General features: G+C 70.0%; 26 protein-coding genes. 14 read left to right on the top strand and 12 right to left on the bottom strand.

All coding sequences use genetic code 11. The features are described from left to right. Nucleotides 1-5 precede the first annotated feature (5 nt). Entirely contained in the window at nucleotides 6-989 is a 984-nt protein-coding gene (locus JOB34_RS01560) for a cation diffusion facilitator family transporter (RefSeq protein WP_208051077.1), read from the bottom strand. 62 nt (nucleotides 990-1,051) lie between these two features. Beyond that, nucleotides 1,052-2,710, bottom strand: coding sequence for an APC family permease (locus tag JOB34_RS01555; RefSeq protein WP_208051076.1), 1,659 nt, complete (start codon nucleotides 2,708-2,710; stop codon nucleotides 1,052-1,054). A 257-nt stretch (nucleotides 2,711-2,967) separates the two neighbouring features. Between JOB34_RS01555 and JOB34_RS17275 the strand changes: the two genes are divergently transcribed. The 4 genes from JOB34_RS17275 to JOB34_RS01535 all read left to right on the top strand — a co-directional run bounded on the left by JOB34_RS17275 (nucleotide 2,968) and on the right by JOB34_RS01535 (nucleotide 7,384). Continuing rightward, the gene (locus JOB34_RS17275; protein WP_343048345.1) at nucleotides 2,968-3,288 is read left to right on the top strand and encodes a FeoA family protein; all 321 of its coding nucleotides are present in this window, start codon (nucleotides 2,968-2,970) and stop codon (nucleotides 3,286-3,288) included. Further along, on the top strand, nucleotides 3,285-5,228 hold the full coding sequence (locus JOB34_RS01545; protein ID WP_208051075.1) for a ferrous iron transporter B: 1,944 nt from the start codon (nucleotides 3,285-3,287) through the stop codon (nucleotides 5,226-5,228). Before JOB34_RS17275 ends, JOB34_RS01545 begins: the two co-directional genes overlap by 4 nt. Continuing rightward, the gene (locus JOB34_RS01540) at nucleotides 5,225-5,803 is read left to right on the top strand and encodes a NifU family protein (RefSeq protein WP_208051074.1); all 579 of its coding nucleotides are present in this window, start codon (nucleotides 5,225-5,227) and stop codon (nucleotides 5,801-5,803) included. Before JOB34_RS01545 ends, JOB34_RS01540 begins: the two co-directional genes overlap by 4 nt. Before the next feature lie 102 nt (nucleotides 5,804-5,905). Next, nucleotides 5,906-7,384 (top strand): UDP-N-acetylmuramoyl-L-alanyl-D-glutamate--2,6-diaminopimelate ligase, encoded by a 1,479-nt coding sequence (locus JOB34_RS01535; RefSeq protein WP_208051073.1) that lies wholly within the window; start codon nucleotides 5,906-5,908, stop codon nucleotides 7,382-7,384. Nucleotides 7,385-7,388: 4 nt separating this feature from the next. Here JOB34_RS01535 and JOB34_RS01530 read toward each other — a convergent pair whose 3' ends face one another. Then, nucleotides 7,389-8,132: a GAF and ANTAR domain-containing protein gene (locus JOB34_RS01530; RefSeq protein WP_208051072.1), complete on the bottom strand. Its 744-nt coding sequence runs from the start codon at nucleotides 8,130-8,132 to the stop codon at nucleotides 7,389-7,391. 142 nt (nucleotides 8,133-8,274) lie between these two features. After that, entirely contained in the window at nucleotides 8,275-9,090 is an 816-nt protein-coding gene (locus tag JOB34_RS01525; protein WP_208051071.1) for a sigma-70 family RNA polymerase sigma factor, read from the bottom strand. A 267-nt stretch (nucleotides 9,091-9,357) separates the two neighbouring features. Between JOB34_RS01525 and JOB34_RS01520 the strand changes: the two genes are divergently transcribed. From JOB34_RS01520 to JOB34_RS01510, 3 genes are read left to right on the top strand one after another with little or no spacing between them, the layout of a single operon-like run. Beyond that, nucleotides 9,358-10,179: a glycerophosphodiester phosphodiesterase family protein gene (locus tag JOB34_RS01520; RefSeq protein ID WP_208051070.1), complete on the top strand. Its 822-nt coding sequence runs from the start codon at nucleotides 9,358-9,360 to the stop codon at nucleotides 10,177-10,179. 43 nt (nucleotides 10,180-10,222) lie between these two features. Beyond that, nucleotides 10,223-10,639, top strand: coding sequence for an ATP-binding protein (locus JOB34_RS01515; RefSeq protein WP_343048346.1), 417 nt, complete (start codon nucleotides 10,223-10,225; stop codon nucleotides 10,637-10,639). Nucleotides 10,640-10,682: 43 nt separating this feature from the next. After that, on the top strand, nucleotides 10,683-11,555 hold the full coding sequence (locus JOB34_RS01510; protein WP_208051068.1) for a DUF5926 family protein: 873 nt from the start codon (nucleotides 10,683-10,685) through the stop codon (nucleotides 11,553-11,555). 50 nt (nucleotides 11,556-11,605) lie between these two features. Here JOB34_RS01510 and JOB34_RS01505 read toward each other — a convergent pair whose 3' ends face one another. After that, complete coding sequence (locus tag JOB34_RS01505; protein ID WP_208051067.1) at nucleotides 11,606-12,235, bottom strand: TMEM165/GDT1 family protein; 630 nt, start codon at nucleotides 12,233-12,235, stop codon at nucleotides 11,606-11,608. Between the two features lie 62 nt (nucleotides 12,236-12,297). Here JOB34_RS01505 and pheA point away from each other — a divergent pair, with 62 nt between their 5' ends. Continuing rightward, nucleotides 12,298-13,230 (top strand): prephenate dehydratase, encoded by a 933-nt coding sequence (gene pheA / locus JOB34_RS01500; RefSeq protein WP_347813682.1) that lies wholly within the window; start codon nucleotides 12,298-12,300, stop codon nucleotides 13,228-13,230. Between the two features lie 79 nt (nucleotides 13,231-13,309). On the opposite strand, the gene JOB34_RS01495 is transcribed toward pheA, so the two are convergent. Further along, nucleotides 13,310-15,049, bottom strand: a complete 1,740-nt coding sequence (locus tag JOB34_RS01495; RefSeq protein ID WP_208051065.1) for an MFS transporter — start codon at nucleotides 15,047-15,049, stop codon at nucleotides 13,310-13,312. A gap of 140 nt (nucleotides 15,050-15,189) precedes the next feature. Here JOB34_RS01495 and JOB34_RS01490 point away from each other — a divergent pair, with 140 nt between their 5' ends. Then, nucleotides 15,190-16,200: an Lrp/AsnC family transcriptional regulator gene (locus JOB34_RS01490; protein ID WP_208051064.1), complete on the top strand. Its 1,011-nt coding sequence runs from the start codon at nucleotides 15,190-15,192 to the stop codon at nucleotides 16,198-16,200. A gap of 3 nt (nucleotides 16,201-16,203) precedes the next feature. Here JOB34_RS01490 and JOB34_RS01485 read toward each other — a convergent pair whose 3' ends face one another. Next, the gene (locus tag JOB34_RS01485; protein ID WP_208051063.1) at nucleotides 16,204-17,136 is read right to left on the bottom strand and encodes a diacylglycerol kinase family protein; all 933 of its coding nucleotides are present in this window, start codon (nucleotides 17,134-17,136) and stop codon (nucleotides 16,204-16,206) included. 121 nt (nucleotides 17,137-17,257) lie between these two features. Between JOB34_RS01485 and serS the strand changes: the two genes are divergently transcribed. Genes serS through JOB34_RS01470 form a run of 3 tightly spaced genes read left to right on the top strand, consistent with a single transcriptional unit; the run spans nucleotide 17,258 to nucleotide 20,032 of the window. Further along, a complete protein-coding gene (gene serS, locus JOB34_RS01480) occupies nucleotides 17,258-18,565 on the top strand; it encodes a serine--tRNA ligase (protein ID WP_208051062.1) in 1,308 nt (435 codons plus the stop codon). Between the two features lie 26 nt (nucleotides 18,566-18,591). Continuing rightward, entirely contained in the window at nucleotides 18,592-19,215 is a 624-nt protein-coding gene (locus JOB34_RS01475; RefSeq protein ID WP_208051061.1) for a hypothetical protein, read from the top strand. A 34-nt stretch (nucleotides 19,216-19,249) separates the two neighbouring features. Beyond that, nucleotides 19,250-20,032 carry an HAD hydrolase family protein gene (locus JOB34_RS01470; protein ID WP_208051060.1) on the top strand — a complete coding sequence of 261 codons (783 nt, stop codon included), beginning with the start codon at nucleotides 19,250-19,252 and terminating at the stop codon, nucleotides 20,030-20,032. 9 nt (nucleotides 20,033-20,041) lie between these two features. Here JOB34_RS01470 and JOB34_RS01465 read toward each other — a convergent pair whose 3' ends face one another. The 3 genes from JOB34_RS01465 to JOB34_RS01455 form a co-directional block, all read right to left on the bottom strand. Beyond that, nucleotides 20,042-20,689 (bottom strand): dihydrofolate reductase family protein, encoded by a 648-nt coding sequence (locus JOB34_RS01465; protein ID WP_208051059.1) that lies wholly within the window; start codon nucleotides 20,687-20,689, stop codon nucleotides 20,042-20,044. 114 nt (nucleotides 20,690-20,803) lie between these two features. Continuing rightward, complete coding sequence (locus tag JOB34_RS01460) at nucleotides 20,804-22,183, bottom strand: HNH endonuclease signature motif containing protein (protein ID WP_208051058.1); 1,380 nt, start codon at nucleotides 22,181-22,183, stop codon at nucleotides 20,804-20,806. Between the two features lie 246 nt (nucleotides 22,184-22,429). Further along, nucleotides 22,430-23,311, bottom strand: coding sequence for an SDR family oxidoreductase (locus JOB34_RS01455; RefSeq protein ID WP_208051057.1), 882 nt, complete (start codon nucleotides 23,309-23,311; stop codon nucleotides 22,430-22,432). Nucleotides 23,312-23,397: 86 nt separating this feature from the next. Between JOB34_RS01455 and JOB34_RS01450 the strand changes: the two genes are divergently transcribed. Further along, on the top strand, nucleotides 23,398-23,976 hold the full coding sequence (locus JOB34_RS01450) for a TetR/AcrR family transcriptional regulator (RefSeq protein WP_208051056.1): 579 nt from the start codon (nucleotides 23,398-23,400) through the stop codon (nucleotides 23,974-23,976). A gap of 4 nt (nucleotides 23,977-23,980) precedes the next feature. Here JOB34_RS01450 and JOB34_RS01445 read toward each other — a convergent pair whose 3' ends face one another. Next, nucleotides 23,981-24,190, bottom strand: coding sequence for a hypothetical protein (locus JOB34_RS01445; RefSeq protein WP_208051055.1), 210 nt, complete (start codon nucleotides 24,188-24,190; stop codon nucleotides 23,981-23,983). Between the two features lie 185 nt (nucleotides 24,191-24,375). On the opposite strand from JOB34_RS01445, the gene JOB34_RS01440 reads away from it, so the two are divergent. Continuing rightward, nucleotides 24,376-25,293, top strand: a complete 918-nt coding sequence (locus JOB34_RS01440; RefSeq protein ID WP_208051054.1) for an SGNH/GDSL hydrolase family protein — start codon at nucleotides 24,376-24,378, stop codon at nucleotides 25,291-25,293. A 59-nt stretch (nucleotides 25,294-25,352) separates the two neighbouring features. Here JOB34_RS01440 and JOB34_RS01435 read toward each other — a convergent pair whose 3' ends face one another. Further along, nucleotides 25,353-25,883 carry a helix-turn-helix transcriptional regulator gene (locus JOB34_RS01435; protein ID WP_208051053.1) on the bottom strand — a complete coding sequence of 177 codons (531 nt, stop codon included), beginning with the start codon at nucleotides 25,881-25,883 and terminating at the stop codon, nucleotides 25,353-25,355. Nucleotides 25,884-25,918 lie beyond the last annotated feature (35 nt).

The following is a 25,918-nucleotide window of genomic DNA, read 5'->3' as shown; positions in this document are numbered from 1 at the left end:
TGGGGTCAGTGGATGGCGGTCTCGTGGGCCGCGTGGGTCGGCGGCTCCAGCTGCAGGCTGGAGTGCCCGATGTCGAAGTGCTCGTGCAGGCAGGCCTGCAGCGCGTCCAGCAGCTGCGGCGCGTGCGAGTCCGCGAAGCACCCCTCGTCGACCACGACGTGCGCCGACAGGGCGTGGTCGTCGGAGGTGACCGTCCAGACGTGCAGGTCGTGCACGTCGCGGACATGGTCGACGCGCAGCAGGTGCTCCCGGATGTCCGAGATCCGCACGCCGGGCGGTGCTGCCTCCAGCAGGATTCGGCTGCTCTGCCGAGCGAGGGTCAGCCCCGACCGGAACATCAGCACCACCAGGACGAGCGATGCGACGGCGTCTGCGCGTTGCCATCCGGTCGCGAGGATCACCACGGCCGCCGCCGCGGTGGCGAGGAAGCCGAACAGGTCGGTGAGGATGTGCTGGTAGGCACCCTCGACGTTGAGACTCGACCGGTCGGCCCGGGCCACCGCCCACGCGACGACGATGTTGACGCCGATGCCGACGAGCGCGGTGATCAGCACAGGGGCGGCGTCTACGTGCGGCGGGTGCACGAGGCGCCGTACGGCCTCGATCAGGACGATCAGGCCGACCACCAGCAGCGTCGCGGCATTCCCGGCCGCCGAGAGGATCTCGGCGCGCTTCCAGCCGTACGTCATGGCGCCGCGCGCGGGACGAGCCGCCAACCGGATCGCCCAGAGCGCGACCGCGAGGGACCCGACATCCGTCAGCAGGTGCCCCGCGTCGGAGAGCAGTGCCAGAGAGCGGGAGAGGAGCGCGACGACGACCTCGGCCACGAGGTACGCGGTGAGCAGACCGAGCCCCAGCCACAGCCATCGGACGTTCGCGCCGGGCCGTACGCCATGACTGTGCGCGTGCCGCTCGGGCACGGCGGACGCGGCATCGCACACCGGCGTGATGTCCGGTCCGGAGCAGGAGTCCCACAGGTCATCGCTCATTGCGCCGATCGTATGCCGGGCCGCCGCATCCACCGTGGGCTGAGCCGGGCCGTGCGCCGACGTCAGGAGGTGACCAGGTCCTCCAGAGGGTCGTGCGCGCGGTCAGATTCGACAGCGCGCTCGATCTCAGCGGTGCTCTGAGACATGTTGACGGCGAGGTAGAAGATCGCGAGAGAGAAGACGATGACGACCAGGATGTCGATCCAGTTCGGCAGGTAGTTCTTCGCACCGGCCCCGTACCGACCGCAGAAACAGATGACGAACTGACCGGCGAGCCACGGCGCGATCCACAGGGCCCGCTTGATGTGGAGCAGCGACATGCCGCCGTGTCGGGTGGAGCCGATTCCGAAGAGGAGCAGCCCGACCACCATCGCGCAGAGCAGCTTCCAGGTGTATTCGAAACCACCCCAGTAGATGATGAGGTTCGCCGAGCAGAACGCCGCCGGCAGCAGGATCTTCGGCATGGGCGCCGTATAGCTCGCGGTCCGGGTGGGATCGTTCTTGTGCAGCGACGCCAGCGCGACGGGCGCGAACGCGTACATGATCGCCGTAGCGCCGGTCACGACGTTCACCAGCTCGTTCCAGCTCTTGAACGGTCCGAACGCCGCGATGCCGATGACGGCGGCGACCAGGATCGACACCCACGGAACGCCGCGTCGATCGGTCTTGGCGAGGGCGGTCGGCATCTCCCGCTCCGTGCCGATTGCGTAGGACAGGCGTGCGCTGGTTCCGACATAGACGATTCCGGTGCCCGCCGGTGAGACCACCGCGTCGATGATGAGGACGGTGGCCAGCCAGGTCGCACCGATCGCGATGGCCAGGGTGTAGTAGGCGCCGTAGTCGCCGGCCTTGAGGGGGTTGTCCCAGTTCTTCGCGACATGGCTCGGGCTCACCCCGGCGATGAAAACGACCTGGAGCGCGGTGTAGATCAGGGCTCCGATCCCCATCGCGACCAGTACCGCGCGGGAGATGTCCCGTTTGGGATCGCGTGCCTCGCCCGCGAGCTGCACGGCCTGCTCGAAACCCTGCAGGGCGAACACGACGCCCCCGGTCAGCGCCGCGAAGACCCCGTGCATGCCGTGCGGCATGAAGCCGCCGCCTGCGGTGAAGTTGCCTCCGTGGAACGACGTCGTGGCGATCACGCCGATGGCGAGCAGCGGGACCGCGGCTTTCCAGATGACGACGATGGAATTGCTGTCCGACATGAATTTGGCGCCGGCCAGGTTCATACCGGTGAACAGAATCATCAGCAGGATGGCGATGATGACACCGCGCGCGTTGAGAAGACCCTGACTCGGGCCGCCGTCGTGCAGCAGCGGGAAGTGCTTGTCGACCCAGCTCACCGAATTGACATACGCCAGTGCGGCGAGCACCTCGATCGGCGCGATGAAGACCGCCTGCAGCCACGACGCCCATCCGGAGAGGAATCCTGCGACGGGACCGTGGGAGTAGAAGGCGAACCGTCCGGACCCGCCGGCGACGGGGTAGGTCGCGCCGAGCTCTGCGTACACCAGTGCCAGAAGCGCGAGCATCGCGGCGCCGATGACCCAGGTCAGGATGGCGGCAGGCCCTGCCAGCTTGGAGGCGTTCAACGCGCCCAGAAGCCACCCGGACCCGATGATCGACCCGAGAGAGACGAACATCAGCCCGTAGAAGCCGACGCTGCGCTGCAACTGGCCGGGCTGACCCTCTGCCTGCGGTTTGGGTGGTGCTGTAGTCATCGGCAACCCCTTGGCATCGATTCGGTGGGGCCCGTTACTGCGGCTCCCGCATCCATAACCAAACCAATTTGGCAGTTCAGCCGTGTTCGCGCATCGCACGTCGTGTTAAATCTGGCTGGGATTTCGCTGGGTACGGCGCCCATCGCTCGGTACTCGGGCTATCGACCAGCCCGGTGGACACCGAGTTGACGTGGGGGACGTAGGTGCGGTTAGCCTTGGCTAACTTAGGCGCACCTCACAGCCCGAAGGGACCGATCGTGTCACTGACGTCCGTGCTCACCCAGCGCAGCCGACCGCGCTCCGGTGATGTCGTCGACCGTGGCCTGACCGGCTCCGTGCAGCAGGCGACGCTCGCCGACGTACGCCCGGGCAGCGACGCGATGGTGCTCGGTTACGACGACGCCGTCGACCCGCGCACGGCCCGTCGCCTGTCCGACCTGGGCTTCGCCCCCGGTGAGGCCGTGACCGTCGTACGACGCGCGCCGATGCGCGACCCGATCGTCTTCCGGGTCGCCGACTACGAGATCGCCCTACGCGCCCGGCAGGCCGCCGGGATCCTGGTGGGCCCGCTCGCGTGAGCGGGCACCACGGCGCGGCGTCCACGGCGACGTCGGTCGCCACGGGACTGCACGTCGCGCTCGTGGGCAGCCCCAACTGCGGCAAGAGCACGCTCTTCAACGCCCTGACCGGGCTGCGGGTCAAGACCGGCAACTACCCGGGCGTCACGGTCGCGCGGTACGAGGGGATCGTCCGGGTGGACGGCCACGACGTGGTCGTGGAGGACCTGCCGGGCACCTACAGCCTGGACCCGATCAGCCCCGACGAGCAGGTCGTGCACGAGGTGCTGGACGTCGACTCAGGCACCCTCCAGACGCCGGACGCCGTGCTCATGCTGCTCGACGCGACCACGCTGCGCCGCTCGCTCGGCCTGCTCGCGCAGGTGCTGGCGCGCGGGCTGCCCACCTGTGTGGTGCTCACGTTCCAGGACGAACTGGCCCGGCGCGGCGGCGGTCTGGACCTGGCGCGCTTCGAGCGAGCGGTCGGGGTCCGCGTCGTCGCCGTCACGAGCGGTTCCCGCGACGACCTCGGCGCTCTGAAGGACGCACTCACCGACGTCGACTCCTGGGCGCGGCCGGTCTTCCCGCCGCCCTCCGAGGGCGAGGCCGCGCGCGGATGGGTCAGCTCGGTGCTGGACAGCGCGGCGTACCGCAGCCCCGACGTCGATGCGCGCACCGAACGCATCGACAAGGTGCTCCTGCACCCGCTGTGGGGATCGCTGATCTTCCTGGCCACGATGTTCGCGTTCTTCCAGATCATCTTCACGGTGGCGGCGCCGTTGCAGGACGGCGTGCAGGCCGCGTTCGACCGGCTCGGCGTGGTGGTGACCGACCACGTCGGCAACCAGTGGGTCTCCAGCTTCCTGTCCCAGGCCATCATCGGCGGTGTGGGCGGGGTGCTCGTCTTCCTGCCGCAGATCGCGCTGCTCTTCCTGCTCATCTCCCTTCTGGAGGGCAGCGGATACCTCTCCCGCGCCGCGTTCCTGATGGACCGGCTGATGGCCCGGGCGGGGCTCGAGGGACGCGCGTTCGTGGCGCTGCTGTCGTCGATGGCGTGCGCGATCCCCGGCATCATGGCCACCCGCTCGCTGCCGTCGGCCAAGGACCGCCTCGCCACCATGATGGGCGCGCCGCTGATGACGTGCTCGGCGCGGCTGCCCGTCTACATCCTGCTGGTGGGGCTGCTCGTGCCGTCGTCGGCCAGCATCGGGCCGGTCGGCGCGCAGGGCACGGTGATGTTCCTGCTGTACGCCGGCGGCGCGGTGTCCGCGATGGCCACCGCGTGGTTCTTCAAGCGCATCACCGGCAAGCACGGACCGGTCCTGCCGTTCTACATGGAGATGCCGACCTACAAGCTGCCGCGGGCACGCAGCGTGCTGGTCACCGTCTGGGACTCCTGCAAGGGCTTCCTGTCCAAGGTCGGCCGCATCATCCTGGTCGTCACCATCGTGATGTGGGCCCTGCTGAACCTTCCGGGACGCGACGCCGGTGAGCTGCGCAGCGCGGGGGTGAACCCCGCCGACAAGACCGCATCCTCGTCGTACGTGCTCGACCACAGCCTCGCCTCCCACCTCGGCAAGGCGGTGGAGCCGGTGTTCGCGCCATTGGGCTTCGACTGGCGCATCAACATCGGGGTGCTGGCCTCGCTGTCCGCGCGCGAGACGTTCGTATCGACCCTCGGCCAGGTCGCCGCCGCGGACAACCCCGACCATCCTCGGGACGCGCTCAAGGCGATGAAGTTCCAGGACGGTCCGCACCAGGGTCAGCGGCTCTTCACCGCCGGCACGATCGCGGCGCTTCTGGCGTTCTTCATGTACGCGCTGCAGTGCATGTCCACGATCGGCATGATGCGCCGCGAGACCGGCGGCTGGAAGTGGCCGGGCATCGCGTTCGGCTACATGTTCGTGCTCGCCTGGGGTGCGGCGTTCCTCGCCCATGCCGTTGTGGGGTGGCTGGTATGAGCGCCGTCCCGCTGCACGCCGAGGCCACCGCCGACCCGCAGACCGTGCACTGGGTGGTGCCGTCGGGCAGCGTGCAGGTGCTCGGCGAGGTCGTCGCAGCACCGGGTGACCTCGGAGGACTGCTGGCCGACGGCACCCTGCGCACCGTGACCGTGCGCGCGACCGGGATCGACATCGTCCTGGCCGACGGGTGCGCCTGGCGCGAGTACGGCGCGCGGGTGGGCGCGTCTCTGGCGCAGGCGCTGCTGGAGCCGGCGGGATGGCGTGCGCAGCGGGAGGTCGGTGCCGACGACGAGCTGCGGGCCGCCGTGGACGAGGTGCTCGAGGGGCCCGCGGGCGACTACATCCGCTCGCACGGTGGCCACGCCGAGGTGATCTCCGCCCACGACGGTCGGGTGGAGTTGCGCTTGAGCGGCACCTGCTCGCACTGCCCGGCCGCCGGCATCACGCTGCACGAGCGGTTGGAAGGCGAGATCCGCGCGCTCGCACCGGGATTGCGCGAGCTGACGGCCCACGAGACGCCGGGCGCCCGCGAGCGGGTGCTCCTGAGCATCGGGCGCCGACGCGCGGGCTGAAAGGCACCGTCGATACACCCGTCTCAGGCTCTCTAACATTCGCCTGAGAATCGCCGAGACAACGGAATCCTCCAGTCCCCGACGGCTTGTTACAGTCCACCGGTGAGCCTGGACAGCACCGAGATATCGCACCTTCTCGCGACGGCGGTGCCGCAGCTGACGGGCCCGGTGCAGGCGGTCACCAACGACTCGCGAGCGGTCGCCACCGGTACCGCGTACGTCGCGATCAAGGGCTTCACCAGCGACGGCGCCGGCTACGCGCAGCAGGCCGTGGGCGCCGGCGCCGTGCTCGTGGTCGCCGAGCACGACATCCCGGGAGTCCCCACCGCGGTGGTACCGGACGCGCGGATCGCGCTCGCGGCCCTCGCCACCGAGCTGGCCGGCCACCCCTCGCGCGACCTCACCGTCTACGGCATCACGGGCACGAACGGCAAGACCACCACCTCCTACGTGCTGCACTCGATCCTGACCGCGGCGTACGGCGAGCGGGCCACCGGGCTGCTGACCACCGCCGAGATCGTCGTCGGCACCCATCGGGAGGCGGCGGTGCGCACCACGGGGGAGGCGCCCGTCGTCCAGGGCAACCTGGCGCGGATGCGCGACAGCGGCGTGACCCACGTCGTCCTCGAGACCAGCTCGCACGGCATCCACCTGCATCGGGTCGACGGGACCCGTTACGCCGCAGCGCTCTTCACCAACCTCACCCGCGACCACCTCGACCTGCACGGCGACATGGAGTCGTACTACCGGGTCAAGCGGACCCTCTTCGAGTGGACCTCGGGGCCCAGGCTCGCCAACGGTGACGACGAGTACGGCGCGCGGTTGGCCCGGGACATCCCCGGCACGCTGCTCTTCGGCACCTCGGCGCAGGCGGACTACCGGATCGAGGACCAGCGCGTCGACGGTCTGCACACCGTCTTCCGGCTGAGCCGGCCCGGCGGCGCACACCTCACGCTCACCACGCCGCTGCTCGGCGACTACAACGTCCACAACGTCGCCGGCGCCGCCGCCATCGCGCTCGAGACGGGGATGGACGACAGCACGCTCGTCCGTGCGATCCGGGAGATGAAGCAGGTTCCGGGCCGATTCGAGCGGATACCGGCCGCTGTCGACCGGGGCTTCGAGGTCATCGTCGACTACGCGCACACCGACGTCGGTCTGCGTGAGGTGCTACAGGTGGCCCGCGGCGTCGCGGACGCCGCGGGCGGCCGGCTGATCTGCGTCTACGGCGCGGCGGGCGACCGCGACAAGGCGAAGCGGCCGTTGATGGGCGAGGTGGCCTCCCAGCTCGCCGACATCGGCATCGTCACGACCGACGACGCGTACACCGAGTCACCCGCTCGGATCGCGCAGCAGGTCCTGGACGGTGCGGACGCAGCTCGTACGACGATCGAGCTGGACCGGCGTACGGCGATCGACGCGGCCCTTCGCCTGGCCCGACCGGGGGACGTGGTCGTCGTGGCGGGCAAGGGGCATGAGCGGGTGCAGCACCTGCCGACCGGTGACGTCGACTTCCACGACGCGACCGTGGTGCGCGAGCTGCTCGTGCCGATCGCGCAGGACGCCGCGCACCTCACCTGAGGCGTCACACCGGGTCGGGCTGCGCGTCCCCGCGGGCGATGGATCGGTCGACCCCGGACGGCAGGACCCTGGTGCTCACCAGTTCGCGCGCCACGTCGAGCAGCTTGCGGTTGGAGCGCTGGGAGATCCCGCGCAGGAAGACGAACGCCTCCTCCGGGAGCACCCCGAGTCGCTCCATCAGGATGCCCTCGGCCTGCCCGATCACCGTCCGGTTGATCATCGCCACTCCGCGGTGCTCGATCTCCTCGCCGTCGGCCATGGCGACGGCCAGGTGGGTCGCGAGCGAGTCGGCCACGACGAGGTCCTCGGCGGTGAAACCGTCGACCTGTTCGGAGTAGAGGTTGAGCGCCCCGTAGGAGCGGTCATGCGTGTAGAGGAGCAACGACAGCAGGGACCGCACCCCCAGCTTGTCGGCGACCTGGGGCCCCCACGTCTCCCACCGCTTGTCGTGCCGCAGGTCGGCGGTGTACATCGTGCGGCTCTGGCGCACCGTGTCCAGGCACGGACCCTCGCCCAGCTGGTCCTGCAGGCGGTCCCCGAGCGCGACGATGTCGTCGGTCGCGGGTCCGGCGGTCAGCGTGCGGCCACGCACGAGAGTGATGCCGGCGTGGTCGCAGCCCTCGAGAAGCTCCACCGCGAGGTCGACCCCGCGCTGCATGCGTTCGGCCGTCGTCCGCGGGCGTTGCAGGTCGCGGGCCACCTGGTCCGCTGCTCGGTCCGTGCTGTTGTCGCGAATGCGGTCATCCATGCTGCCTCCAACCGTTCTTCGCACCCGCCTCAGGTGGGACGCGCGTGTCGGCTCCGGCGTGATCTCGACGGGCCTTCCGGTCCCGATCATTCCCCATGACGTGCCCGCGCGTACGACCCCCTCCGGGCGGCGGCCCCGCCCCTCAACCGGCGAGGTGCGGGATCTCGGTGTCGAGCATCGAGCGCAGCCGCTGCAGCGTCGCGGTCAGGAGCCGCGACACCTGCATCTGACTGATGCCGAGGTGGTCGCCGATCTCGCGCTGGGTCAGGTCCAACTCGAAGCGCAACCGCAGCAGTGCGCGCTCACGGGCTGGGAAGTCGCGCACGATCTCGCGGATCGCGATCGAGGACGCCAACCCGTCGGTCTCGTCCTCGGCGCCCAGGTCGAGCCGATCGGCCAGGGTCGCGTCGGGTCGATCGCGCACGGGTGCATCGAGCGATGCGGGGCGGAAGCAGCCCTCGACCGCCTGAGCGGCTCGCACCACGTCCACCGGCACTCCCATTCGCGCGGCGACGTCCACGACCCCCGGTGCGTGCATGCCCATCTGCTCCAACTCCCGGCGCGTCGTCTGGGTCTCCCGGTAGGTCTCGTGCAGGCCCCGTGGCGGGCGCACCATCCACCCGTGGTCGCGGAAGTGCCGCTTCAGCTCACCGGTGATGGTCGGGACCGCGAACGCCGAGAAGCTGCGTCCGTCGCCCGGCTCGAACCGGCGTACGGCGAGCACCAGCGCCAGAAGCGCGACCTGTTGCAGGTCCTGGGTCTCGATGCCGCGACCGGCGTACCTCCGTGCGATGCCGCAGGCGAGCGCGTAGTTGTGGTCGACCGCACGGGCTCGAAGACGGGCGGCTTCGACCTCGTCGGCGGTCTCGCGGGCGCGTTCGAGCAGGGCCCTGGTCCGGCTCTCACGGTCATCGGGCGGATCGGCGTGGGTGGCGGCATTGACAGCGGAATCGTTCACGCGACACTTTCGGCAGCACAACGGAAAGGGAAGCGCCAACCACACTGTTTGAGCCGGCTCTCTTCGGAGCAAAGCACATACCCCCACCCTGGACAAGTTCCAGAACACGGACATCTCGATTCTCGATGTATGTCTCTGCGCGAATCAGGCTCGTTGGCAAGGGAACTCGGCGGACCAACAAGAACGGGCCCGTCGGGAGAAGCTCCGCGAACTTGGCGAGTCCGCTGTGCACGACGGGTCGTACTGAGGCACGATGGTGGGGTGCGAATGCCGGCGCAGACCCTGCGTGGTGGCCCTCCGGTGGTCATCGCGCACCGTGGCTCAAGCCGTATCGAACCCGAGCACACGCTCGGCGCCTACAAGCGCGCGATCCGCGATGGCGCGGACGGGGTGGAGTGCGATGTACGTCTGACCGCAGACCGTCACCTGGTGTGCGTGCACGACCGCCGCGTCGACCGCACCTCGGACGGCGCGGGCGTGGTGTCAGCCCTCGAACTGGCCGCGCTCGAGGGCCTGGACTGGGGCAGTTGGAAGGCCTCGCACCTGGACGAGGACGAGATGCCGCTGCAGCACAAGGCGCAGATCCTGACCCTGCGCCAGTTGATCCGCACGGTCCAGCGCGCCGAGCGGCAGTTGGACCTGGTCATCGAGACCAAGCACCCGACGCGCTACTCCGGAGACGTCGAGCGCGCGCTGGTGGCGCTGCTCGCGGAGTTCGAGTTGCTGCGCCCCGGACGGATCAACGTGCGGCTGATGTCGTTCTCCAGCATGGCGGTTCAGCGGATGGCGCGCCTCGCACCGCACCTGGAGCGGGTGCAGTTGACCGAGCTTCCGACGGCGCTGCGTTTCATGGACGCACTGCCGCCGAACGTGCACATGGTCGGCACCCGGATCGCCGTCGTACGCCGCATCCCCGCCTTCGTGAAGCGCCAGCACAACTACGGCCACCAGGTGCACGTGTGGACGGTCGACGAGCTCGAGGACGTGCACCTGTGTCTGGAGCTCGGGGTGGATGCGATCATCACCAACCGACCTGCCATGGTGCGGGAGGCCGTTGACGCGGCGTGGTCCACTGGTGTCCTGCAATGAGACCATCGACCGCGATGTGGTCCGGGGACGGGAGGGGACACCGGTGAGCGATGAGCACTGGGTGCAGACCCTCCGGCTTCCGTGGACCATCGACTCTGTGCCCGCGGCGCGCACGGCACTCGTCGAGAGTCTGGGCAGTGGCGGGCTACCCGAGGAGCTGGTCGGTGAGGCCGAGACGGTCGCATCCGAGCTCGTCACCAACGCGATCCTGCACGGGAAACCGTTGTACGACAACACCGTCCGGTTGCACTGGCGCGTGCGCGGCGATCGGGTGGAGATCGAGGTCACCGACGGTGGCGGCGTGACCGCTCCGGCCGCGCGCCGGCCCTCCGTCTGGGCGCAGGGCGGACGCGGGCTGCGCATCGTCCGCTCGGTGGCTCACGAATGGGGCGTCAACGAGGAGGACGACCGGGTGACGGTCTGGGCCGCTCTCGGCGGCCCCTCGCGCCGCCGGGTCTGACCGGCCCGACAGGCGAGCGCACCGGCTCGTTACAGTCCCGGCCATGGGTAAAGCCTCCCGCCGCAAGGGCGAGCGCACACGTCAGCCGATCGATCCGACGCAGCAGTCACCGGCGTTCGTCCGTCGTCCCTACGAAGGGCTCCCGGGGGAGGCCGGCTGGGTCGCGATGCGCGAGATCGTGCCGGCCGCCACCGCCTCGGTGACGTTCACGCTCGACGGGGCGCCCCGGGAGGCGACGGTCGCCTCGGTGCTCCCACTGGCCTGGCCCGGGCTGCACCGCGCTGACGGCACCCTCTTCGTCGCGCTCCAGACCGGCGGTGCGTCCAGCGACCCGAGCCGTGACGTCGCGCAGACCCTGCTCGCCACCGCCGCGCTCGAGCCGGGCGAGCCGCTCACGGCCGCACCGCGTACGACGGCCGGCGGTCCGCGTCTGCAGGACCTGCTCACCAACACCGACTTCATCGTGCAGCTGCACGACGGGTTCGACTTCTGGGTGGAGGGCCAGGAACTCGACGCGGAGGGGGCGGCGTCCTTGCAGCGGGCGAACGAGGCGATCACTCCGACGGTCGCGCTGTCGTCGGCCGAGCACGCGTACTGGTGCCGCATCGGCGCCCGCACCTATGTGCGCTGGGTGCTCCCGCACGAGGAGGACAAGGCGACCGACGCGCTGGCGAGACTGCACGCGGCCGGTTCCAGCAGCCTGGACGAGGGACGGCTGCTCGGTGCGTTCCGTGCCCACGGCCTGCTCGTGCCGGTCTGGGAAGTGGACGCCGACGCCGAGCCCGCGTCGTTCGACGACGCGTTCGGCGCCCTGGCCGCGCGCTTCGACGACGCGGTGGGCATCGACACCCCGCTGACCGTCGAGGAGCGGCGCGCCCGGTCGGGCATCTCGAGTCGGCAGATCACCCTGCGCTGATCGCTCCGTTCGGCGGGCTGGCTGTCGCCGCAGGGACCGGGCGCACCCGGTCAGATGGGGAGCCAGCCGGGCAGCGATACGCCGGCCAGGTCGAGCACCAGCGTCAGCGCGAAGATCAGGCAGACGATCCCGCCCAGGCGTCGGATGAGGACCAGCGAGACGCGTTGCAGCAGCGCGCGACCCAGCACGGCAGCGAGTCCTGACACCACGGCGAGCGCGAGGAACGCGCCGATCCCGACGCTCAGCGGATAGCCGCGGCGGGCGGCGAAGCCTGCCGTGGCCAGCTGCGACAGGTCGCCCCACTCGGCGAGGAAGAGGATCAGGAAGCTGGCGCTGATGGCCCGGAAGCCGATGGCGTCCGCGCGGGCCTTCTCGGAGAACTCCGCCTCGGTCTCGGCCTCCTCCGATGCGGCCTTGGCGGCACCGGCGAGCAGCACGATGCCTGCGGCGAGGAAGAGCAGCGCCACCGCGACGTGGACCGGTGTCTTCGGCAGCCGGCCGATGAGCCCGCCGAAGGCGACGGCGATGACGGTCTGGATGAGAAAGGCCGCGCACACCCCGATCCACACCTGCAGCGGGCGGTAGCGGGTGGCGAGGACGAGGGTCGCGATGAAGGTCTTGTCGGGCAGTTCGACGAGGAAGATCGTGACGAAGACCGTGAGCAGCAAGGCGATATCCATGGCGGCGGCAACGCTAACGCGGACTACCCTGCGCACGTGATTCGCAACGAATGGCGAGACCTGTGACGCACTACGGATTCCTCGGCCCGGTGGGCACGTTCACCCAGGCCGCCCTCGCCGGGTGGCCCGCGGCGAAGGGCCGGGAGCAGACGGCCTTCTCCTCCGTCGACAAGGCGCTCGCAGCGCTGCGAGAGGGGGAGATCGACGCGGCGATGGTGCCGATCGAGAACTCCGTGGAGGGCGGGGTATCCGCCACACTCGACGCCCTGCACACCGGCGATCCCCTCACGGTCGTCGGTGAGGTGCTGGTGCCGATCACCTTCGTGCTCGCCGTACGCCCGGGCACGACGCGTGACGACGTACGCGCCGTCGGCACCCACCCGCACGGCTGGGCCCAGGTGCGCGGCTGGATGGGCTCGGAACTGCCGGACGCCGTCTACGTGCCGACGCTGTCGACGGCCGCGGCAGCCGCCGACCTCGCAGCAGGACTGGTCGACAGCTATCAGGCCGCGGTGTGCGCGCCCGTCGCCGCGCAGGGCACGGGACTGCAGGTGCTGGCGAGCGACATCGAGGACCGCTCGGGGGCCGTCACCCGGTTCGTGCTCGCCGCGCGACCGGGCGAGCTGCCCGAACCCACGGGAGCGGACAAGACGACCGTCGTGGTCTACCAGTACGACGACCACGCCGGCGGTCTGTTGGAGTTGCTGGAGCAGTTCGCGGCCAGGGGCATCAACATCTCGCGCCTGGAGTCACGTCCGACCGGGGACGTGATGGGCCGCTACTGCTTCTCGATCGACTTCGAGGGGCACGTGCGCGACGCCCGGGTCGGCGAGGCACTGACCGGGCTGCGCCGGGTGGCGGCCGATGTCCGCTTCCTCGGCTCCTATCCGCGCGCCGACGGCCAGCAGGCGAGCATCCAGCTCACCGCCACCGACGACGCCTTCGCAGACGCCGACCGCTGGCTGGCAGACCTGCGCGGCGAGCGCCCACACTGACGCAGTAAGGGCCGAGGGACGCAGGTAGACCTGCGTCCCTCGGCTCTATCTGTGACACCGTCGAGTGACGGTGCCTGACTCAGGCGGCCTCGGCCGCCTGCTCGCCCTCGCCGGGCGTGTGGAAGTCCTTCGTGCGGATCAGGAGGAACGACGCCACCGCCGCCACCAGGGTCATGATCCCGGCGATCAGCAGGATCCGGTCCAGCGCCGTGGTGAATCCCGCGGCGGCCAGGTGCTGCGCGATGGCCACCTGCGACTTCGGCAGCTTCGCCAGCGCGGCCGACACCTGACCGGACTGCACGGCGGACGCGAGTGACCCGCTGCGCCCCGCCAGTGGACCGCCCGCGGCACCAGCGCGGATCGCGTCGTCGAGCCGGGAGGCGAAGAGGGTGCCGAGCAGGGCGATACCGGTGGCGATGCCGACCTGACGGAAGGTGCTGTTGATGCCCGACGCCATCCCGGCGAGGCGGGGCGGGACCACGCCGACGGCGGTCGAGGCGAGCGGCGGGTTGACCATGCCGATCCCGATCCCCGCGATGATCATGCCCGGGATGAGGTGGGTCCACTCACTCGAGGCGTCGATGCCGCGCATGAGCAGGAGCCCGATGCCGATGAGCGCGAGGCCCGGTCCGATGAGGAACCGGACCGGCAGGTGCGAGCTCACGCGTCCGGAGACGGTGGCCACCACGAGGATCGCGCCGGACAGCACCAGCAGCCGCAGGCCGGTGCCCAGGGCGCTGAAGCGCAGCACGTCCTGCAGGTACAGCGTGAGGTAGAGCAGCATCGAGAAGATGCCCGCGCTGATCCCGAACGCCGCGATCGCACCGCCGGAGAAGGTGGGCAGTCGGAAGAGGCTCAGGTCGAGCATCGGCTTGCTGGAACGCAGTTCGAGCACCACGAACAGCGCCATCAGGACGACCGCAGCAACGAAGCAGCCCACCACGACACTGTCGGTGAAGCTGGTGCGGCCGGACTCGATGAGCGCGTAGACCAACGAGCTCAGCGACGCGGTGAAGAGCACGAACCCGATCCAGTCCGGACGCTTCGCCTTCGGGTTGCGCGACTCGGCCACCCGCCAGATCGTGATGGCCAGGGCAGCCGCGCCGACCGGGATGTTGACGAAGAAGATCCAACGCCACGACAGGCTGGAGACGAGCAGTCCGCCGAAGACCGGACCGATGGCCACGGCGACGCCGGTGATGGCGCCCCAGATGCCGAACGCCGTGCCGCGGTCCTTGCCGTGGAACGCACTCGCGAGCAGCGCGAGGGAGACGGTGAACATCACGGCACCGCCGACGCCCTGCAGGCCTCGGCTCAACTGCAGCATCAGGGTGCTCTGGGAGGCCCCGCACAGTGCGGACGCCGCAGTGAAGAGGATCAGGCCGACGATGTAGAGCCGGCGGCGGCCGAAGATGTCGGCCAGGGAGCCCGCGGTGAGCAGCAGCGAGGCGAGCGTGAGCGCGTACGCGTCGATGACCCACTGCAGATCGGAGAAGCTGGAGCCCAGGGAGGACTGGATGTCCGGCAGCGCCACGTTGACGATGGTCACGTCGAGCAACAGCATGAACGTGCCGAAGCACACGGCGGCGAGTGTCCACCACTTGCCGTTCCCGGGAGCGGTGGTCTCCGCGTGCCGAGCTTCGTCGGGCGCTGAGGGAGAGTTGTCGGAGTCGGTGGAGTGGGCCAGGTGGGCCGGGTGTCCCTTCACCGGCCCTGCATCGGTCGCTGTGGCGTCCGCGGTGTCCGTGGCGTCGCTGGCGGCCAGATGCGCGGGGTGGTAGGCGCCGGGCGGCGCGGCGTCGGCACGTGGTGTGCTCATGAGGTGCTCCTTGGTCGGCTGACGGTGCCGACGCGTGCGCTGGGTGCGGTACATCGGCTTGGTATCGATCATCCGCCCGACCGGTGACAGGCCCACGCTCACGAGGGAGGTCTGTGAGGATTTCTGCTACACAAGATCATGTGAGCGTGGAATCTGCCACTTTGGACGTCCTGGACAGGGCACTCGTTCGTTGCCTCCAGCTGGCGCCGCGCGCGGCGTTCAGCCTGTACGCCGCCGTGCTGGGCACCTCCGAGCAGACGGTCGCGCGCCGCTATCGACGCCTGCGCGGCGAAGGGGTCGTGCGCGTGACCGCGGTGCTGAGCACGGAGGCGCTGGGACAGAGCAACTGGGTCGTGCGCATCCAGTGCAAGCCGAGCGGGACGGCCGTGCTGGCCCAGGCGCTTGCGAAACGCGCCGATGTGGGCTGGGTGTCGATCAGCGGGGGAGCCGCCGAAGTGGTCTGTGTCGTACGTTCGCGCACCGCCCAGGCGCGGGAGGATCTCCTGCTGGAGCGCCTGGCCCAGACGGCGCCCGTGCTCGGGGTGACCGCTGCCATGACGTTGCACCCGTACCTCGCCGGTCGCGCCGACGACTGGGCGGGGCTGGAACACGAGCTGACGCCGGACCAGGAACGCCGGCTGCGCGCGTCCGTCGGTGACGAGCAGACCGCCGTACCGGCCGCGGTCACCCAGCTCGACCCGGGCGACCAGGCGATCCTGGACCGGTTGGTGATCGACGGCCGGTCGACGTACGCCCAGCTCGCGGCGGCCGCTGGCATGACGGAGGGGCGGGCAGCACGTCGGCTGCATGTCCTGCTCGACCGCGGACTGGCGCACCTGGACGTCGACATCTCCGCCGAGGCCTTCGGGTGGGAGGTGTCGGCGCAGCTGTGGATGACGGCGGCGCCGGCGGACCTGGAGGCGTGCGGGCAGGCGTTGGCCCGCATCCCCGGCGTCACCTTCGCGGCCGCGATCACCGGCCCGCACAATCTGATGGCCGCGGTGGTGTGCCGTGATCACGAGGATCTCTACCGGCTCGTGACGCGACAGGTCGGGGCCGTGCCGGGCATCGCCACGTTGGAGGTCTCGCCCCGGATGCGGACGGTCAAGCAGGCCGGCGCGCTCGTCGAGCGCAGCCGGCTCGCGAACTGAGGCCTAGTTCCTGCGGGTCCGGGGGACCCGGACCGTCGCCGCCAGGGGATCGACGGTGACCCGGACGGCGTACGCGCGTTCCAGCACGTCGCCGTCGACCTCGACCATGGCCGGTGCGGCGCACCGGACCTCGATGCTGGAGGAACGCAGCCGGCCGATTGTGCGCGTCTCGCGGCTGGAGCCCACCGCCACCTGGCCGATGAGCGGAAGCCAGCCCCGCAGGCCGGAGGGCCGCAGCACCGCGGTGTCGAGGATGCCGTCGTCGATGACCGCATCGGGCATCAGACGCATGCCGCCGGTCAGCAACCCGCAGTTGCCGATGAGCACACTCGACATGCGCTCCGGCGGGCCTGCCCCGTCGCCGTCGAGCGCGATGGTGGCCTGCATGCGGTCGTGCGCGATGTAGCGGATCCCCGCCGCGGGGTAGGCCAGCCAGCCGACCCGGTCCTTCAGGGTGTCGTCGGCGGAGGCGAGGATCTCGGCGTCGAGGCCGATCCCGGTCATCACCAGCCCGACCTCGGGCTCGGTCCAGACCCCGTCGCCGTCGACGTCCAACTGCACCATCGACAGGTCGATCCTGCGGTCCCGCCCCGACAGCGCGACCCGCAGCCCGTCGGCGAACCGGTGGTGCGGGAGCTTGAGGTTGCGGGCGAGCAGGTTGCCGGTGCCCGCGGCGAGGATCCCGAGCGGCATCCCGGAGTCGGCCAGGCCCTGAGCCACACACCGCTGGGTGCCGTCTCCGCCGAGCGCGCACACCAGGTCCACGCCCTTGGCCAGCGCTTCGCGCGCCTGGCCGGCGCCGGGGTCCTCGACCGTGGTCTCGAGCCAGAGGGGCTCGGCCCAGCCGTAGTCGTGGAAGATGTGCTCGAGCAGCACCTTCAGCTGGTCCAACCGCCGGAACTTGCTGGGGTTGACGACGACGGCGGCCTGTCGCACGTGTCAGCCTCTTCCATCGTCTCGGTAGTTGAGGGGAAACCTACCCGAGCGTCGGTCCGACCGGGGCGGCCGGACGAAACGGGTTGGGAGCGCGGATCGGTACGCCAGTAGCCTGACCCGCGTGATCGACATCAAACTGCTGCGGGACGACCCCGACCTGGTGCGCGCGAGCCAACGCGCCCGGGGCGACGACGAAGGACTGGTCGACGAGGTGCTGGGCGCCGACGAGCGTCGGCGGTCGACTCTGCAGGAGTTCGAGGCGGCCCGCGCCGAGCAGAAGAGCGTGAGCAAGGACGTCGGCAAGGCGATGGGCGCGCTCGGCGCCGCCCGCAAACAGGGCGGCGACACCGCCGAGCTGGAGGCCGCCGCCAACCAGGCGCGCGAGCGTGCAGGGGCACTCAGCGAGCGGGTCAAGGCGCTCGAGGCCGCGGCGGGCGAGGCGGGCTCGGCGTACGAGCAGGGGTTGCGCAAGATCGGCAACGTCATCGTCGACGGCGTGCCGGCCGGTGGCGAGGACAACTTCACCGTCCGCGAGGTCGACGGTGACCCCACGACGTTCGACTTCGAGCCGCTGGACCACCTGGAGCTCGGCGAGCGCCTCGGCGCCATCGACATGGAACGCGGCGCCAAGGTGGGCGGCTCGCGCTTCTACTTCCTGACCGGTGTGGGCGCGCAGCTCGAGCTGGCGCTGCTCAACATGGGCATCGCGCAGGCGGTGCACCACGGGTTCACCCCGATGATCACCCCGACCCTGGTGAAGGCCGACGTCATGCAGGGCGCGGGCTTCCTCGACGCGCACGCCGACGAGGTCTACCGGCTGGAGGCCGACGACCTGTACCTCACGGGTACCTCCGAGGTCGCGCTCGCGGGCTACCACGCCGGGGAGATCCTCGACCTGACCGGCGGTCCCAAGCGGTACGCCGGGTGGTCGGCCTGCTACCGCCGCGAGGCCGGGTCGTACGGCAAGGACACCCGGGGCATCGTGCGGGTGCACCAGTTCCACAAGGTGGAGATGTTCTCCTACTGCGAGCCGCAGGAGGCCGAGCAGGAGCACGAGCGACTGCTCATGTGGGAGCGGGACATGCTCGCCAAGATCGAGGTGCCCTACCGGATCATCGACACCGCGGCCGGCGACCTCGGCAATCCGGCGGCGCGCAAGTTCGACTGTGAGGCGTGGGTGCCGACACAGGGTCGCTACCGCGAGCTCACCTCGACGTCCAACTGCACCACCTACCAGGCGCGTCGGCTGAACACCCGCTACCGCACGCCGGAGGGCCGCACCGAGACCGTCGCCACGCTGAACGGCACGCTGGCCACCACCCGCTGGTTGGTCGCAATCCTGGAGAACCACCAACAGGCCGACGGCTCGGTCGTGGTGCCGCATGCGTTGCGGCCCTTCCTCGGCCTCGAGGTGCTGCGGCCGGTCTGACAGGCCTGCTCGTTACCCTCGATCGCGTGACGGACGAGGGCAGCACGCGCAAGGACGCAGGACCGCAGGTCGACTCCGACGACGTCGACGACGCCGAGGGGACGGCACCGGTAGGGCGCAACGTCGGGTCGTGGCTGCTGGTGCCCATCGCGCTGGTCATGGTGCTGCTGTGCTTCGCCACATGGGCGTCGATCGCGTTCGGCCTCTCCGGCGTGTTCACGGGCCAGGAGTTTCACCTGTATCTGAACGGGTTCGGCTCGGTCAGCACCGATCTGCCGAACGCCGGCGCCGCACCCGGGCACGGGCCGAGCCTCGGTGCCTGGCTGGTATGTGGCAGCGCAGCAGTGCTTCTGATGGCGGGTGCGTTGCGCGGTCTGCGCATCTGGTCCGGACCCGCGGGCATCGTGGCAGCCGTGGCTGCGCTGGCGCAGATCGCGGCAGTCATCTTCTCCGCGGTCCGGGTCAACAACCAGTCCGGCGACTTCTTCGACAAGGTGGCGGGCAACGCCCGTGCCCTGGGCAACAGGGCGACCTTCTCGGTCGGCTGGGGACTGTGGATCGAGCTGCTGGTCGGGTTCCTGGCACTGGCGATCGCGGTCGGTGTGCTGGTGCGTGAACGCAACGCCGACCTGCTACGAATCAGGTTGTGAGCAGCAGCGGTTCGTGCTCCGTAGGGTGGCGCGTATGGCGCTCCTGATAGCACTCGACATCGACGGCACCACGGTGCACCACGACGGTTCGCTGTCACCCGTCGTACGCGACGCCGTGGGTCGCGTGCGCGATGCCGGGCACCACGTCGTCCTGGCCACCGGGCGCTCGCTCATCGGCACGGTGCCGATCGCGACCGAGCTGGGCCTGGGCGCGGCGTACGCGGTGTGCTCCAACGGTGCGGTGACGATCATGCTCGACGGACACGGCGGCTACGACGTCGTGGAGTCGGTGACCTTCGACCCGAGCCGGGCGCTCGCCGCGCTGGAGGGGCAGTGGGCCGACGGGGTCGTCGCGAGCGAACAGCTCGGCGTCGGATACCTGGTGAGCGCGCCGTTCCCAGAGGGTGAGCTGCTGGGGGAGCAGCGCGTCGTGTCGTGGGAGGAGCTGCTGCACACCCGCACCACGCGGGTGACGTTCCGTTCACCGACGGGCACCTCGGAGGACTTCATGGCGCTCGCGGATCGCCTCGGCCTGCACGAGGTGAACTACGCGATCGGTTTCACCGCGTGGCTGGACATCAACCCCGAGGGCGTCTCGAAGGCGTCCGCCCTGGAGCAGGTACGCCGCACGCTCGGCGTCGAGCCGATGGACACCGTCGCGGTCGGCGACCACCACAATGACGTGCAGATGCTCGCCTGGGCTGCCCGTGGCGTCGCCATGGGACAGGCGCCGGACGACGTACTCGCCGTCGCGGATGAGGTCACCGGCACCGTCGAGGACGACGGCTTGGCGGCGGTGCTGCTCTCGCTCCTGTGAGCGCGGGCGTCACGCCCGCCGCGTCATGCTCAGGTGCGTGACGCCGCTGGGCGTGCTCACCGCCTCGATGTCGAAGCGGTCCTGCACATCCTCCAGGCCGTCCCACAGCCGCACGCCCCGGCCGAGGACGATGGGGACCAGCGCGAGGTGGAGCTCGTCGATCAGATCGGCCGCCAGGAATTCGCGCACGGTCGACGGTCCGCCGCCGATGCGGACGTCGAGACCGCCGGCCGCCTCGCGCGCGGCCTCGAGTGCCTTCTCCGGCGTCTCATCCAGGAAATGGAACGTCGTGCCGCCCTGCATCGTGAGATCCGGCCGCAAGTGGTGGGTCAACACGAAGACCGGCGTGTGGAACGGCGGGTTGTCACCCCACCAGCCCGTCCACTCCTCGTCCTGCCACGGTCCGCGCTGCGGGCCGAACTTGTTGCGGCCCATGATCTCCGCGCCGATGCCGGTCTGCCAGCGAGAGGCCATCGCCTCGTCCACCCCGTTGGTCCCACCCTCGCGGCCCTGCATCGCGCGGAACGTCCGGGTGCCGAATGCCCACTGCATCAGCCGCATCCCTGCGTGGCCGAACGGCGTCTCCAGCGTCTGCCCCTCGCCGGTGGCGAAACCGTCGAGTGACACGGCGAAGTTGTGGACCCGGACCTTCGACATGCTGGTGCCTCCGTGGTGGTGGGGACGAACGCACCCGACCGTAGCGGCGCGCTCGGCACGAGGGACTCAGGACGTGGGGGACGGGATCGAGTCGCCGACCGTGATGCTCGCCGGTCATGCTGCTGGATGTCGGCCGAGGCGGGTGGGCATGAGTCCTGCGGTGAGGTCCCAGGTGACGCCAGTGGGTGTGACGGTGGCGCTGAGCAGGTGGCGGTGCACGATGGTGTGGTGGCGCGCGCAGAGCAGCGCTGCGTTGGTAAGTGTTGTCTCGCCGCCGGCCCACCAGGGCACGACATGGTGTGCATCGCACCAGTCCGGTGGTCGATCGCATCCAGGGAAGGTGCAGTGCTGATCGCGGTGGATGATCGCGGTCCGTAGGCCCCCGGTGAACAGGCGTCTGGCGCGGCCGACATCCAAGGGTTCGGACTCGCCACCGAGGACCGCGGGGATGAGATCGGCGTCGCAGGCGAGCCGCCGCAGGGTCCCGGCGTCCAAGTGGTCCCCGTCGGTGGTCCGTCCGATTCCGGGAAGGTACGTCGGCGCGGATCCGCCTTCATTTGGACCGTTTTGGCCGAGACGGCCGGCCTTCTGAAGCCCTTCGTAGAGGGTGTTGTAGTCCATGGTGACCAGGATCTTGGCGGTCCCGCCGAACTCCCCGACCGGCCGCGGTGCGGTGCCGTCCAGGATCCCTGCAGCGGTGTCGACCAGCCTCACGAGCGCATCGGCCCGGCGCTTGGCGGGGGTGCGGGTGTCGCGCTCGGGTGCACCGGTCTCGGCGTCCGGTGCCGCAGGCGCGGGCGCTGACAATGCTTGTAGGGCGTGTTTGACGATGGCGGCGTTCCCGGTGGACAGGTCGGCCTCGAACCGGGTCAGCCCACCTGGCAGGCCATACCATCGCACCGATTCGCACTCCTGCTGCACCTCTTCGTCGCGGACTAGTTGTTCGGGGGCGTACTGGCCTCGGATCCGGGTCGACAGTTCACGCAACGCGCGCGGCCCGTACGCCGAGAGGGACAGGTAGCGCCCCATCAGCTCGTCGCGATCCACGGTGGGCAGTTGCCGGCCGATCCGTGGCACTTCCCGCACCGCGACGGCAGCCACCGGCACGGTCGCGGACCCGGTCGCCAACGCATCTGTCATGAGGGTGTTGCGGGGGTCGGCGCATTCGATACCCACCGAGCCCACCCGGCGCACAACGGCCGGGTCCACCCCGGTCGCTTGCCGGGCCACCCACGCCGGCGCACCCGTCGCGGTGGAATTCGCGACCGTCCCCCGGGTCAGGGCATCCGCGGTGGCCAGTGCGGCGACGTTCTCTGCCCGGAGACCGATCCGCAGCATCGTCCCGACGACCTCGCCCAGTTCGGGCTCGCTCAGCTGGTAGACCGCATCGGGCCAATGGTCCAAGGACGTCGCGAACTCCCGCAGCAGACTCAACAACCGGGTACCAGAGCCCGGCGCAGCAGGGCGTTGCGTGTCGGTCGTCGACTGCGCCATGGCCCCTCCTGCGGCTGCTGATCCCTACCACATCCTTATAACCTGTATCATACGCGTGTTCGATGTGTAGCACAAGGATTAATGAGCCGAATCTCATTGTAAATAATGAAGATTCGGCTCGACATATCCACATCCCCCTTCCCCGAGGTGGGGGTTTTAAGGGTTATCCACACCCGCCGCGGGTCACCTGGTAGCGCGTTGGCAGATGCGATTCCGTGCAGATGCGGTCGCCGCGCGGGAACCGAGTCAGGGGCGCAGGTTGCGCAGGTCCTCGGGCAGGCTGGGATGGGTCGGCCGCCACCCGAGGGCGTCGCGGGTGTACGCGCTGGATGACGGCTGGTCCATCGCGAAGATCACGCCGAACGGGCCGTACGTCGCTTCTGGCACCGACTCGACGGGGAGGTCGAGCTGAGCGCCGATGACCGTCGCGATGTCACGCACCGCATCGCCCTCGTCCGACACGGCATGCCAGGCCGTGCCGGGCTCCGCGGATTCGAGGGCCAGCCGGAACAGTGCTGCCGCGTCGAGCGCGTGCACGGCCGGCCAGCGCTGGGTGCCGTCACCCGGGTAGCCGGACACGCCGTTGCGGCGCGCGGTGTCGGTCAGCAGTCCGGCGAACCCGCCCATTCCTTCGTTGTGGACCGTGCGCGGCATCCGGACGGCCGTGCTCCGGACGCCCTGCGAGGCCAACGCCAGCAATGCGTTGACCGAACGGCCCCGACCGCCCACCGGGCCGTCGGTCGGTAGCGGGTCGGCCTCGGTCGACATACGGCCCGGGATCCAGGGAGTGCCCGAGACCGCGACGATCGGGCGGTCGCTCCCGATGAGTTCCTCGCCCAGCGCCGTCAGGGCCGCGCTCTCCTCGGCGACGCCGGCGGCGAGCGCCTCGGGCGTGCCGTAGTCGCGCCCGAACGCCAGGCTGATGACCCCGTCGGATCGCGCGGCACCGGCCCGCAGGATGTCGAGGTCCGCCAGGGTGCCGCGCAGCACCTCGGCGCCCGCGGTTTCCAGAGCCCGTGCCGACTCCTCCGAACGGGCCAGTGCAAGGACGGTGTGGTTGTGACCGAGCAACTCGGCGACGACGGGCGAACCGATGGTGCCGGTGCCTCCGGTGACGAATACCTGCATTGGGTGCTCCTGGGGAGTGAAGGGACTGTTGTCCCATCACGCTACACCGATGATGAGACCGATGTCCCATCACCTAGGATGTGGCGATGGCTCGATGGCAACCCGGCGCGACCCAGCGGCTGGTCGTCGCGGCGGTCGATCTGTTCACCGAGCAGGGCTACGACGCCACGACCGTCGCGCAGATCGCCGAACGGGCCGGAGTCACCAAGAGCACCTTCTTCCGGCACTTCTCCGACAAACGGGAGCTGCTGGTCGCCGGCCAGGAGACCCTGAGCCGACTGCTCGCCGACGGGATCGCCGAAGCGCCGCCGAGCGCGACCCCGCTGGAGGCCGTTGCGGCCGGACTGCGGCGCGCGTCGGGCGCGATGGGTCCCACGAACCGCGAGATCGGCCCGCGCATCAAGGCGGCGGTGGCGGCCAGCACGGAACTCCAGGAACGCGACGCCCTCAAGAGCGTCGGTCTCGCAGCGGCGATGACGGAGGCCCTCGCTGCGCGAGGCGTCCCGGACCCGACGGCCCACCTCGCCGCGGAGCTGGGGGTCCTGGCCTTCAAGCGCGGCTTCGCCGCGTGGTCCGAAGGCGATCCCTCGGACGGTGAAGGGCTCGCCGATCACGCGGTGGCCGCCTTGGACGACCTGCGAGCGGCGACCTCCTCGTTGGGATGAGTGCTCACCCATCGAGCCGAGCGGTGTCGGAGGGTCCGAGCACACTGGACCGGTGGCGTCGTTCGGTGAGGTCGAGGGAGTCTGGGTCGAGCGACTCGGCGGGCTGCGCAACGCCGTCCCTCAGCACCTGATCGCAGAGCAGCTCGCAGCGCATCTGGACGGGCTCGGCACCGCACTCGACGTCGGATGCGGTCAGGGGACCCAGGCGATCCACCTCGCGGACGCCGGTCTGGCTGCACGTGGTCTCGCGGCGCCGATGAGTAGCCGCTCGGTATGCGCCGAGCGGGCCGTTGCCTGGTGTGTGGGTGCTTGCTACGTTGCGATGCGGGCGTCTCGAGCGCCTACTGGCCCGGGGCACGCGGTCAGGAACGATTTCTCAGACGGTCATCGGAGATCTTCATGCGTCGCACCACCAGTGTCCTCACCGCCACCATGTTCGCCGCCGCGATGGGAGTCGTAGCCGCCGGACCCGCCTCCGCGTCGGCAGCCCCGGCATGGGGGCACCCCCACCATGACGCAGTCAAGACCTCCCCGTACGTCGCGCTCGGCGACAGCTACTCCTCGGCGGCCGGCGTCCAGCCGTCCGTGGTGGGATCGCCGCCCGTCTGCAGCCGCTCGACCCTGAACTACGCCCATGACATCGCTGCGGTCACGAAGCCGACCTCGTTCACCGACGTCACGTGCAGCGGCGCGAAGACCTCGGACTTCTACTCCTCCCAGTCGGCCGGCGTCGCCCCGCAGCTCGACGCGGTCACGAACAAGACCCGCCTGGTGACCATGACCATCGGCGGCAACGACGAGGACGTGTTCGTCGACTCGTTCTTCGGTTGTGCCGCCATCTCATCCACGGACATCACGGGCAACCCCTGCCAGAAGAAGTACGGATCCACGTTCACCGACGAGATCGTCAACCAGACCTACCCGCACCTGGTGGCCGCGCTGCGTGCGGTGCACGAGAGGGCTCCGCACGCGACCGTCGCGATCGTCGGATACCCCGAGATCCTGCCCGCGACCGGCTCGCTGGCCTGCTACCCGGCGATGCCGATCTCGCTGGGTGACGTGCCGTGGCTGCACCACGAGGAGAACGTGCTGAACAGCGTCGTACGGCGCGCAGCGTTGAAGACCGGATCGCGCTTCATCGACATGGCGCCGAGTTCCACCGGCCATGACGCGTGCCAGCCCGAGAGCAAGCGGTGGATCGAGCCGGCGGTCGGTCCGGTCAACGCCTTCCCGGTGCACCCGAACGCCGTGGGTGAGGCAGCCATGGCGCGTCAGACGTTGCTGCAGTTGTGCATTCGCGCCCACGCGGGTCGCTGACCCGCCACTGACCGATCCCGGGGCCGATCACTGCGTTGATCGGCCCCGGGATCGTCCGTTCACCACCGGGCGGAGTGGACGAACGCCGCGGCCGGTCTGCCCAACCACTGCGTCACGCGCATCACCAGTGCCATGTCGGCCTGATGAGCGGACCGCAGGTTGGTCAGCCGGGCGGGGGTGCATCCGATCTGCTCCGCCAGCTGTGCCGCCGTCAGTCCCTGCTCACGGCGCGCGTCGTTCAACGCCGTGTGCATCCGGGGCAGGTCCCACCGCAGTCTGCGGTCCGGGCCCGGCTCGGGCAGGTGGGTGTCACCGACGTCCACGACCGGGCCGGTCAGGAACGTCTCGGGAGCCTCGTCGAGCCAGCGCAGCATGAACAGCGCGTACTGGCAGGAGGTCTCGCCCCGCGCGCCCAGCCGGGACACCGCGCCACCGCAGAGGGGATGGTCGTCCTCCCGCTCGGCGTTCAGGTCAGAGGACTGCTCCCACAGCTCCCCGGCGAACTGGTACCAGTCCAGGCCACGCTCGCGCCGCTTCGCGTCGAAGGCGGCCACGAACTGCGGGAAGTCGAAAACGGGTAGCACCGTCATGCTGGCAATCTAGCGACCGGCACCCACGTCCACCA

The sequence above is a fragment of the Allobranchiibius sp. GilTou38 genome (genome assembly GCF_017565325.1).
GTDB lineage: Bacteria > Actinomycetota > Actinomycetes > Actinomycetales > Dermatophilaceae > Allobranchiibius > Allobranchiibius huperziae.
The sequence above is the reverse complement of the archived record's forward strand: the minus strand, read 5'-3'. Positions and strand labels throughout refer to the sequence as shown.